The sequence below is a fragment of the uncultured Campylobacter sp. genome (assembly GCF_938045405.1).
Classification (GTDB): domain Bacteria; phylum Campylobacterota; class Campylobacteria; order Campylobacterales; family Campylobacteraceae; genus Campylobacter_B.
Map to the genome: position 1 here is coordinate 1 of NZ_CALIMW010000192.1, position 3,891 is coordinate 3,891.

The window sequence follows — 3,891 nt, forward strand, 5'->3', positions numbered from 1 at the left end:
GTTTGGCGTTTATAATGTTTGCCAAGCTGAAATTTGAAGTAAGCGAGATCATAACCGGCACCGTGGGGATCTTGTTTATCGCGCTATCGCTCCTTTCGTCGGTGCTTTACAACCGCCGCAACAAGCGCAAACTCATCGAAACGATCGCGGGAAACAACGAGTGAGAATTCCTAGGTAAAATTCTGCGGTGCCGCGCGGAATTAATGGGTGTTAAGTTCTAAAGTGCAAGCGACCATTGTGCCTCTTTATATACGATTTTAAAACAGCAGCGAATTCCTGCGGTCTTTCTTTTGCGGGCCAGTGTTTACAGCCTTGCATTATATAAATTTCGCAATTAGGTATTATTTTGCTCGCCTGGACGGCTCCTTCTAGCGGGATTAATTTATCCAAAGATCCGTGGACCAATAATACTGGGATTTTAATCTCATTAAGTCGAGAGAACAGATCGGTTGCAACTCCTTCCTTTTTTATCTCGCTTCGCTGAAACGAAATAAAAGCTCTGTCGGCGTCCGGTTTTTTCATCGCTTCGATTATTTCGCAAACCAATTCATTGCTAATCTTGGACTTATCACCGAAAAGATTATATCTAAGCGAGAATTTGATTATAGATGGAAATTTACAAACCAAAGCGTTTAAATTATCATTTAGCCTTGAATGCACGAACTAGTACAAAAGCCTATGACGTGGTAGCTTTTTAAATAATCCCCATGCATCGAGCGGCACTAGAATTTTTATTAACTCAGGATAGTTCAAACTCAAATTTATACTAATACCGCCGCCTAGCGAAATACCAACAAAAACTATAGGTCCATCGCTTAATTTCTCAATAAAGGCTTTTAAGATTTCCGTATAAAATTTTAAAGAATACTCGCCCTTTATCTTATCACTATCGCCGTATCCCGGTAAATCGGGCACTATGACGCGATATTCGTTGCTAAGTAGTGGTATGATCTCTTTCCACGAAAGCATTGCAGAATCAACCCCGCCTCCGTGTAGCAAGAAAATGCTCTCGCTCGCATTGCCCGCACTATAATAGACTATATTTATGCCATTTATATCAACGTTATTCTTCTGCATCGCGGCGCGCCTCCTTCGATTTAAGATAAAATTTTACGCCAGTTCAGTATATATGGAATTTATCATATTAAATTTAATTCCATTTGAAACCAGGCTAGCGCTACATAAAAATGCGTTTAAATTTTAATCGAATTCAAGCTTCTCATTTTGCAGATACTCGCGGATTTGAGCGTCGAATTTTTTACGGGCGGTGCGCGGAGATAGAATCACGAAATGCGGAAAAAATCTTTGCGCGAGCATCAAAATCATATCGTCACTGCTGATCTCGTAGCTTAGGCGGCTCCAGCCGTTTTTAAATTTACCTTCGATCTTTTGCGAGCGAAAAAACTTCTTTGCTTCAAAAAATTTTAAAATTTTGGGCGATACGGCGACTTCGCACATATAAGGCTCGACGTCGTATCCGTCGTAAAAGCTCTCCATATTCAGCAGGAATTTCCGCGTATGCTCGCTGAGATTGAAGGTATTTGCGTGCAGCACGACCTCTTTTATAAATTTAATCCGAATGATGCGAAAGCCATTATTTACGGGGTTTTGCGCATCGATAATCGCAAGCTGCCAGTTTCCTTTAGAATAGATTATTTTTAACGCTTTGGCGCTTTTTATTGTCTCATCTTCATACGTGATATCTCAATATTTTTTAAAGCCGATCGCCTTGCGGAGCTTGATCAAAACCACGATCTTAGGCGGCCTTTCGTGCGGACTCCCTTTGATCAAAAATATATCCGCAAGCTCCTTGGCGAGCTTTTCGTCCACACGTTTATACGCAGGCGGCAAGACCTCGGTAAAGCCTGGGTTGATAACATGAAGCAGATCGGCGAGCTTTTGAAACTCGAGCTTTTCCTTTTCACTTGGAAGCGTTAGTGAGCTGAGTAAATTTTTATCGGTGATGCCTACGTTGCCGCGTTCGGTAAGAATAAAATTTTCGGTACCGAAAAACTCGCGTAGATCGGCAAAATACCGTCTCAGCGTACGCTCGCTAAGGTCCGTGGTCGCGGCGTAAGATTTAAGATTTATCTCGCCGGTACGCACGAGTACGCTAAGCAAATTTAAAAACTCGAATATTTTTTTGTTACCCATCTACGCTCCTGTGCTTAGGTTAAATTTAGCACAGCAAATTTAAAGACTATCGCGCCAATGAAATTCTACCATAGCCCAAGCACTTTCCACCAAGCCCCGCCGATAAAAGTCCATATCACTAAATTTAGCGTAGTCATTATAAATCCCAGCCGCCACCATTCGTTCTGCGTGACGTATCCTGCGCCAAAAATTATCGGAGCAGGTGCGCCGCCGTAGTGAGTAACCGGCATCATTAAATTCGACGCATACGCAAACACTAAAGCGACCAGATACGCAGGCGCTCCCGCAGCTACAGCAACCGCAGCAAAGGTCGCATACATCGCGGCGATGTGTGCCGTGAGGCTAGCAAAAAGATAGTGCGAATAGACATATACCAAAAGCAAAATTCCAAGTGCGGCGATCCATGGGATTCCGCTGACGCCAGCAGCTACGAAGTCTGCAAACCACTTAACCAGACCTAGCTTACTAAGTCCTCCCGCAAGCGTGATAAGCGAGCCCATCCAAATGAGCGTATCCCAGCCGCCTTTTTCACCGAGCACATCCTGCCACGACAACACATCGCTTAGCACCAGCGCGCAAATGGCAAGCATCCCCACTGTCGTAGCGCCGATGCCCGTTAGCCCGCCCGTAGCCCAAAGTGCGAGCGCGCAAACAAACACGCCTACGACCACTTTTTCGCCGTAGCTCATCGCGCCCATAGCGGCTAACTCTTGACTTGCGATCTGTTTTGCCTGCGGATATTTTTTAAGCTCGGGCGCACAAATTTTATAAAGCAAGCTCGGCATCAAAGCAAGCGATACAAGCCCCGGCACTATAGCGCCCATCGCCCACAAAGACCATGAAATTTGAATACCTAGCGTATCGGCGGCGAGCTTTGCGATGAAAGGATTACCCGCCATCGAGGTTAGAAACATTGCGTTCGTGATACCGTTGCTTTGCCAAAGCGTCTGCATCAAATACGCACCCGCTCTGCGCCTGGAATCGCCCGGTTCAGAACCCAGCGCGCTGCTTAGCCCTTTTACGATCGGAAAGAGTACGCCGCCCGCTCTCGCTCCCGCAGAAGGCATCGCGGGCGAAATGATAAACTCGCTAATCACGATAGAATAGCCGATCTTAAGAGTACTATCTCCAATTAGGGAGATGATTTTATACGCGATCCTACGCCCAAGCCCCGTCTTTATAAAACCTCTCGCTAGAATAAAAGCGCAAAAGATAAGCCAGATCGTCGTATTGCCGAAGCCGCCCAGGGCATCGGCAGGTTTTAAAACTTTTGTCAAAACCGCAACCGTAACGCCGATGAAGGCAATCGCGCCGATCGGAATAGGCTGAAGTATGAGCCCTAAAATCGCCACCACCACGATGGCAAATAGATGCCAGGCCTGCGCGCTTACCGCTTGCGGGTGCGGGCAAAACCAGATCGCCGCGCCGACTGCGATAAGCGCTAAGAATTTTATAAATTTCGGATTCATAATGACCCCTTGATTTTATTTTGCCTCATTTGTCCTGCCGTAAATTTAGCCTAAACGGCGGCGAGGCTTTAAATTTAATCGCTTCAAGCTAACGGCAAACTAGACGAAATTTTAAATTCTCCGCCGTGCAGCTTGCTACCTGCGGCGCGCAGCAAATTTGGAGAATTTTAAATTCTCTATTTCGCGGCGTGCGGCGTAAAATTCCACCGCGATTCAAAGTCGCTTTAAATTTCACGCGCTGCGCGAACTTCGGTAAAATTTTATGAAA

Annotated in this window: 6 protein-coding genes; 1 reads left to right on the forward strand and 5 read right to left on the reverse strand. The window is 45.7% G+C overall.

Annotation, left to right across the window (positions count from 1 at the left end; all coding sequences use genetic code 11):
- The first annotated feature begins 14 nt into the window (after positions 1-14).
- A complete protein-coding gene (locus tag Q0140_RS07225) occupies positions 15-164 on the forward strand; it encodes a DUF475 domain-containing protein (protein WP_297962801.1) in 150 nt (49 codons plus the stop codon).
- A gap of 499 nt (positions 165-663) precedes the next feature.
- Here Q0140_RS07225 and Q0140_RS07230 read toward each other — a convergent pair whose 3' ends face one another.
- The 5 genes from Q0140_RS07230 to Q0140_RS07250 all read right to left on the reverse strand — a co-directional run.
- The gene (locus tag Q0140_RS07230) at positions 664-1,077 is read right to left on the reverse strand and encodes an alpha/beta hydrolase (RefSeq protein WP_297963332.1); all 414 of its coding nucleotides are present in this window, start codon (positions 1,075-1,077) and stop codon (positions 664-666) included.
- A 123-nt stretch (positions 1,078-1,200) separates the two neighbouring features.
- A complete protein-coding gene (locus Q0140_RS07235) occupies positions 1,201-1,701 on the reverse strand; it encodes a WYL domain-containing protein (protein ID WP_366112851.1) in 501 nt (166 codons plus the stop codon).
- 3 nt (positions 1,702-1,704) lie between these two features.
- Positions 1,705-2,154, reverse strand: a complete 450-nt coding sequence (locus Q0140_RS07240) for a helix-turn-helix domain-containing protein (protein ID WP_297963334.1) — start codon at positions 2,152-2,154, stop codon at positions 1,705-1,707.
- A gap of 65 nt (positions 2,155-2,219) precedes the next feature.
- Positions 2,220-3,623, reverse strand: coding sequence for an anion permease (locus Q0140_RS07245; protein ID WP_297902954.1), 1,404 nt, complete (start codon positions 3,621-3,623; stop codon positions 2,220-2,222).
- Positions 3,624-3,711: 88 nt separating this feature from the next.
- The coding region (locus tag Q0140_RS07250; protein ID WP_297963336.1) for a hypothetical protein at positions 3,712-3,891 on the reverse strand (180 nt) is incomplete at its 5' end.